A 6321-nucleotide genomic window follows, 5' to 3' on the forward strand; every position below is an offset into this window, starting at 1 on the left:
CACCCCGATCGCGGCCAGGCCCTGCGGCGCGCGGGCCAGATGCGCCGCATCCGCCCCCGTCAGGGCCAGCGCCGTCTGCGGAAAGCGCGTGTCGGCCACGCGGGCCTCAGGGCCCGTGACCGGGGCCATGGGCGCGGCCGGGGACCAGCGGATGGTGACGGTCTGGCTGGTCTCGCCCTCCAGACGATAGGGCCAAGGCCGCGCCAGGGGGCGGTTGTAGGTCTTGAAGGAGGCATCGCCCCATTGGCGCTGATCCTCCATCTCGAAGATGTCGCCGTCGAAGCGGCAATGGACGCGCCAGCCGCCCGCCTGATGGGTCAGGCCGGAGATGTCCATGAAGGGCTGCCACGGCGCGATCAACGTGGGAAAGCGCGCCTGCTCGGGCGGGCCGTCCGCGTGATCGACCGTGACCGGCGCCCCCGCGACCCCGGTGATCGGGTGCAGCAGCGTGAAGCCGGTGCGGTTCGTCCAGACCTGCCCCTCGGCCCCGATCACCGCCCGCGCGGTCAGCCCGTCGGGCGTCAGATCGACCATCAGCGCGGCGTGGACCGCCCCCGCGCCCATGTCGTACCGCGCCGTCCAGGCGATGCGCGACCCGTCCGGCCCGTCGGACAGGCGCAGATCGCAGATGTTGGGCGCGACAGTGCCCCAATCGCGATCGCGGACCAGGAAGGACAGGCCGCGGATCGCCTCGACCCCGTCCAGATGCAGGTAGCGCAGGCGGTCGCCCTCCAGCACCAGCCGCGCCGGCCCGCAGGAGAGCGTCCGCGTCACGGCCGGACCCGGCTGCCGTCGCGGGCCGAGGCATAGGCGGCCTCGACCAGGGCCAGCGTGGCCAGGTTGTCGCGCCCCGAGGTCTCGGGCGCCCGGCCCTCGCGCAGGCAGGCCACGAAGTCCTGCTGGATCAGCGCGACGCTTTCCTGGATGTTGTGCCAGGGCCGTTCGGCCCAAGGCAGCAGCGGGGGCGAGACGTCGTGGACCTGCCGGTCGCAGCCGCGGTCGATGACCAGCCGGTATCCGGCCTCCAGCCGCAGCGTGCCCTCGGTGCCGTCGATCTCGATCAGGGTCTGGGGGAAGGTCTCGTCCCGCCGCGTCGCATAGGAACAGTCCACGAGCGAGGTCACCCCGCCTGCGTGATCCATCAGGATCGTCGCCACGTCCTCTCCGCGGATCGCGGGGTTGATGCGCGCGGTGCTGGCCGAGAGGCGATCCACCTCTCCGAAGAGGGCGCGGGCGATGTCCAGGATGTGGATGCCCAGATCCTGGATGATGAAGCGCGGATCGGTCGCCAGATAGGGCTGCCCCGAGAAGACGTCATAGCCCGACCGGAAGCTGACCCGCCCGAAGAAGGGCCGCCCCACCGCACCCTCGCGCAGCGCGGCCAGCACGGCGCGGATGGGCGACTGCCAGCGGAAGTTCTCGTGCACCATCAGCACGCGGCCCGCGCGGTCCATCGCGGCGACCATGGCGCGGGCATCCTCCAGCGTCTCGGCGAAGGGCTTCTGGCAGATGGCGTGGAGCCCGGCCTCGGCCGCCGCCATCACAAGCGGGCGGTGCGAGGGGACGGTCGTGGCGATGTCGACCACGTCCAGATCCGCCTCGCGCATCATCCGCGCCGCGTCGTCATAGCGCTGCGCGATGCCGAAGCGCGCGCCCATCGCGGCCAGCCGGTCCGGGTCGCGGTCGCAGATCGCGGTGACGCAGGCCCCTTCCGCATCGGCCCAGCCCTGCATCTGGTTCACCGCGAAGAAGCCGCAGCCGATCAGTCCGACCTTGATCATGGCATCATCCACCAGCCCAGCCCCAGGGAGATGGCGGGAACATAGGTGATCGCCGCCAGCATCACCAGAACCGTGGCGATGGGCCAGACCAGCGACCGGAACAGCGCCTGCACCGGAACCTTCGCCACGGCGGCCGCGGCAAAGAGGTTCACCCCCAGGGGCGGCGTGATCATGCCCAGGGCCAGGTTCACCACGATGACGATGCCGAAATGCACCGGGTCGATGCCGAAGCTGATCGCCACCGGCGTCAGGATCGGGGCCAGCACCAGGATCGCGGCGCTGGTCTCGATGAACATGCCCACGACCAGCAAAAGCAGGTTGACGCCCAGAAGGAAGGTCAGCGCGCTGCCGAAATTCTCCTGGCTCCAGGTGCCGACGGCGCCGGGCAGGCCCGACAGGCTGATCAGGAAGCTGAACAGCGCCGCCGCCGAGATGATCAGCATGACCGCCCCGGACGACACCGCCGCCGCGCGGAAGATGCCCGGCAGGTCGGACCAGGACAGTTCGCGATAGACGAAGATCGACAGGATCAGCGCATAGATGACCGACACGGCGGCGGCCTCGGTCGGGGTGAAGACGCCGCCATAGATGCCGCCCACGATGATGATCGGCATCATCAGCGCCCCGAAGGCGCGGCGCGCGGCGGGCAGGATGGCCTGGCGGCCCTCGCCGTCCCGCTTGCCGTGGCCCTTCACGCGGCACCAGATCTGGACCATCACGACCAGCGCGGCGGCGATCATCAGTCCCGGCACCATGCCCGCCAGGAACAGCCGGGTGATCGAGGTCTCGGTCGAGACCGCATAGAGGATCAGCGGCACCGAGGGCGGGATGATCACGCCCAGCTCGGCCGAGGACGCCTGGATCGCGCCCGCCATGCCTACCGGATAGCCGTGGCGCAGCATCGCCGGGATCAGGATGGAGCCGACCGCAAAAGTCGTGGCCACCGACGACCCCGAGATGGCCGCGAACAGCATGCAGGTCAGCACGCAACTGCTGGCCAGACCGCCCTGGATGTTGCCGACCATGGATTTCACCAGATCGACCAGCCGGGCCGAAATACCCCCCTGGGTCATGATCGCGCCCGCCAGGATGAAGAACGGCACCGCCATCAGCGGAAAGCTGTCCAGCCCGGTGAACATCTTCTGCGGCACGACCAGCAGCGGCAGGTTCGAGAAGAAGTGGATCGCGATGATCGAGGCCAGCGCGATGGACACCGCCACCGGCACGGACAGCGCGAAAAGGCCCACCAGGCCTGCGGCAAGAGCGGCGTTCACGGACGTTCCCTTTCCTGTTCGACATGGCGCAGCAGCACGCCCGGAATGGCCATCAGCGCGCCCAGGGGGATCGCCGCATAGAACCAACTCATCGAGGTGCCCAGCATCGCGACCCGCTGCGCCTGCACCCGCAGCGTCATGGACCAGCCCTGCCAGACCAGCACCACCAGAAAGGCCAGCGTCAGCAGCGTGACCAGCCGGATCACCCAGATCTGCGCAGGGCCGGGCAGCAGCCCGCGGAGAAAGTCGATGGGGATCATCGCGCCAAGTCGGAAGCCCGCCGCCGCGACCAGCAGCGTGGACCAGATGATCAGCCCACGGGCCAGGATCTCGGACCAGCCGGCGGCATGGCCCAGGCCGAAGCGCGTGACGACCTGGAAGAAGACCAGCCCCGTCGCCACCGCCAGCAGCAGCGCGGCCAGGTTGTGGGCCAGCCGGACGACGCCCTCGGCCCAGGCTTCGACATGTCTCATGATGGTGTCCCCGTTCGCAAGACGGGGCCGCGGACGGCCCCGCCGGACGCCCTAGTCCTGCGCCGCGCGGATGCGCGCGATCAGCTCGGGCGCATAGCGGTCGGCGAACTCGTCATAGGCGGGCTGGACCGCGGCGGCGAAGGCGGCCTTGTCGATGCCGTCGATCACCTCCATCCCGTTCTCGCGCATCAGGGCGATGCCCGATTCCTCGTTCGCGGCGACGGTCTGGCGCGATGCGGCGGCGGCGGCCTGGGCGGCCTCCACGAACCAGCCCTGCTGTTCCTCGGTCAGGCCGTCCCAGTGGATCGCGGACATGGCCACCACGGCGGGCGAATAGACATGGCCCGTCAGGGTGATGTTGTCCTGGATCTCCCACATGTTATTGGCGGTGACGATGGGGATGGGGTTCTCCTGCCCGTCAATGGTGCCCTGCTGCAGCGAGGTCAGCACCTCGGTCCAACTCATCGGCGTGGGGGCGGCCCCGGCGGCGCGGAAGGCCGCGATATGGACCTCGTTCTCCATCGTGCGCAGCTTCAGCCCGGCCAGATCGGCCGGCTCGCGGATCGGACGGACCGAGTTGGTGATGTGGCGAAACCCGTTCTCGGCCCAGGCCAGGCCCACGATGCCGTGCGGCTGGAAGCTGGCCAGCAGCTCCTGTCCGATCTCTCCGTCCAGGACCGCGTGCGCGCTGGCGTAGTCGTCGAACAGGAACGGGAAATCCAGCGCATAGACCTCGGGGACGAAATTGCCGATGGGTCCGGTCGAGGAGATCGTCAGCTCGACCGTGCCGATCTGCAGCCCCTCGATCACGTCGCGCTCACCGCCCAGGGCGCCTGCCGGGCGCAGCGCGATCTCGAAGGCACCGTCGGACAGATCAGCGATGGTCTCGGCAAAGGCGCGCGCCGCATCGCCGTAATGGCTGTCGGCGGGCGGGGTGAAGGCCAGGTTCATCACCTTTGCCTGGGCCAGCGCCGGTCCCGCACCCAGCAGCATGGCCAGCATCGACGCGGCGGTCATCATCTTGGTCATCGAAGGTCTCCTCCCTTGTGTTGATGATCGCGGCGGACGCTCCCCCGCCCGCCGCGCGATGTCAGGTGATGCGGTGGATGCTGGCCTCGACCTCGTCCCATTCGAAGACCCGCTTCCAGTCGTCGCGCATCAGCATCGGCTTGCCGAACTCGATGGCCTTGTTGCAGGCATCCGAGAACGCGCCCTCGCGCTCGTTGAACAGCACCGCGCCCAGGATGTTCATGTGGCCCAGCAGAAAGTCGCGGGCGCAGTCGTGGCTGACGCCGCTGCGCGCCACGCATTCGTCCAGCGCCTCGCGCATCACCGCCAGCAGCGAGGCGCAGACCGTCTCGGAGAGGCCCGGCTCCAGCATGGCCATCTGCCTGACGGTCACCTCATAGGTGCGGGCAACGGGGGCATAGATCGCGCGGGCGATGCTGTCGCCCAGGGCGTAATGTTCGCGCGGGCCCTGCATCAGCGCGTTGACCACGCCCTGCTTGGCGGCGACGCCGCCGAAATGGTCGGCCCGGCCCTCGGGCGTGTCCTCGTCGTTCCAGATCGGCGGGTGGCAGGGATGGGTCACGAAATAGGTGATGTCGGCCCGCTCGGGCAGATGGCCCGCAAAGGGCGCGGCCGCGTCCAGCACCACGACCATCGTGCCCGGCGCCAGCTGCGGCACGACCGCGCCCGCGACCTTGCCGATCACCGTGTCCGGCACCGCCAGGATCACCACCTCGGCACCCGCCAGCGCCGCCTCCTGCGGGACGCAATCCAGCCCCGTCTCGGCCTTCAGCCGGGCCTGTCCGGCGGGGCTGACCTCGACATGGGCCACCTCGAAATCGGTCCGGGCCAGGTTCGTCGCCAGACGCACCCCCATCTTACCGCCCGCCCCCAGCAGCGCCACCTTGGTCATCTCAGTCTCCTCCGGCCTTCGGGAATCACTTGCCTAACTGGTATGATGAGGTGATAATTATTCCGTTACGTCAAGAGGGGATGCGAATGACCGATCTGCGGCTGGCCTGGCTGGGCGACGACTTCACCGGCGCCGCCGCGGTGATGGAGGTGCTGACCTTCGCGGGCCTGCCATCGGTCCTATTCACCGAACCGCCCACAGCCGCGCTGATGGCGCGGTTCGCGGATTGCGCGGCGGTGGGGCTGGCCACGACCGCCCGCGCGCAGGGACCGGACTGGATGGCCGAACACCTGCCGCCGCTCTTCGCCGCGCTGGACGCGCTGCGGCCGCAGATTCTGCATTACAAGATATGCTCGACCTTCGATTCGGCGCCGCATCTGGGCTCGATCGGCGCGGCCATCGCGGCGGGGCTGTCGGTGCGCCCGTCCCGGGCCGTGCCCCTGCTGACCGCCGCCCCTGCCATGCGCCGCTATCAGGCCTTCGGGCATCTCTTCGCGGGCAGCCCGCAGGGGGTGTTCCGTCTGGACCGGCACCCGGTCATGGCGCACCACCCCGCGACGCCCATGGCCGAAGCCGACCTGCTGGCCCATCTGGCCGCGCAGACCGACCTGCCCGGCGCGCTGATCGACCTGGAGGCGCTGGCCACGGACCCGCAGGCCCGGCTGGAGGAGGCGCTGACCCAAGGCGCGCGCATCCTGTCCATCGACAGCATGGACCCGGCATCGGAGGCCGCGGCGGGCGCGCTGATCTGGCGGAACCGCGCGCGGATGGGCCTTGTCGCGGGCAGCCAGGGGGTCGAATACGCGCTGGTGCGCCACTGGCAGCAGACGGGGAACCTGCCCGCGCCGCCCCCGCCCGCCTCGGCCGGGCGC

The 6321-nt window shown here is 69.8% G+C and carries 7 protein-coding genes; 1 reads left to right on the forward strand and 6 read right to left on the reverse strand.

What is annotated here, in order from left to right; all coding sequences use genetic code 11:
* The 6 genes from FHD68_RS17095 to FHD68_RS17120 all read right to left on the reverse strand — a co-directional run.
* A partial coding sequence (locus FHD68_RS17095; RefSeq protein WP_482811970.1) for a D-apionate lactonase family protein occupies positions 1-774 on the reverse strand: 774 nt, incomplete at its 3' end.
* Positions 771-1781, reverse strand: a complete 1011-nt coding sequence (locus FHD68_RS17100; RefSeq protein ID WP_127898957.1) for a Gfo/Idh/MocA family protein — start codon at positions 1779-1781, stop codon at positions 771-773. The genes FHD68_RS17095 and FHD68_RS17100, both read right to left, overlap by 4 nt.
* Complete coding sequence (locus FHD68_RS17105) at positions 1778-3055, reverse strand: TRAP transporter large permease (protein ID WP_045983570.1); 1278 nt, start codon at positions 3053-3055, stop codon at positions 1778-1780. The genes FHD68_RS17100 and FHD68_RS17105 overlap by 4 nt, the downstream gene beginning before the upstream one ends.
* Positions 3052-3528: a TRAP transporter small permease gene (locus FHD68_RS17110; RefSeq protein WP_127898959.1), complete on the reverse strand. Its 477-nt coding sequence runs from the start codon at positions 3526-3528 to the stop codon at positions 3052-3054. Before FHD68_RS17110 ends, FHD68_RS17105 begins: the two co-directional genes overlap by 4 nt.
* 51 nt (positions 3529-3579) lie before the next feature.
* Positions 3580-4557, reverse strand: coding sequence for a TRAP transporter substrate-binding protein (locus FHD68_RS17115; RefSeq protein WP_240542443.1), 978 nt, complete (start codon positions 4555-4557; stop codon positions 3580-3582).
* 61 nt (positions 4558-4618) lie between these two features.
* Positions 4619-5449, reverse strand: a complete 831-nt coding sequence (locus FHD68_RS17120; RefSeq protein ID WP_127898960.1) for a phosphogluconate dehydrogenase C-terminal domain-containing protein — start codon at positions 5447-5449, stop codon at positions 4619-4621.
* An 86-nt stretch (positions 5450-5535) separates the two neighbouring features.
* Here FHD68_RS17120 and FHD68_RS17125 point away from each other — a divergent pair.
* The coding region (locus tag FHD68_RS17125; protein WP_139086350.1) for a four-carbon acid sugar kinase family protein at positions 5536-6321 on the forward strand (786 nt) is incomplete at its 3' end.

The sequence above is a fragment of the Paracoccus marcusii genome (genome assembly GCF_006151785.1).
GTDB lineage: Bacteria > Pseudomonadota > Alphaproteobacteria > Rhodobacterales > Rhodobacteraceae > Paracoccus > Paracoccus marcusii.

What these genes read in the sequence shown, in the direction of transcription:
- FHD68_RS17120 (WP_127898960.1), bottom strand. Translation starts at nt 5,449, where the DNA reads ATGACCAAGGTGGCGCTGCTGGGGGCGGGCGGTAAGATGGGGGTGCGT.
- FHD68_RS17115 (WP_240542443.1), bottom strand. Translation starts at nt 4,557, where the DNA reads ATGACCAAGATGATGACCGCCGCGTCGATGCTGGCCATGCTGCTGGGT.
- FHD68_RS17110 (WP_127898959.1), bottom strand. Translation starts at nt 3,528, where the DNA reads ATGAGACATGTCGAAGCCTGGGCCGAGGGCGTCGTCCGGCTGGCCCAC.
- FHD68_RS17100 (WP_127898957.1), bottom strand. Translation starts at nt 1,781, where the DNA reads ATGATCAAGGTCGGACTGATCGGCTGCGGCTTCTTCGCGGTGAACCAG.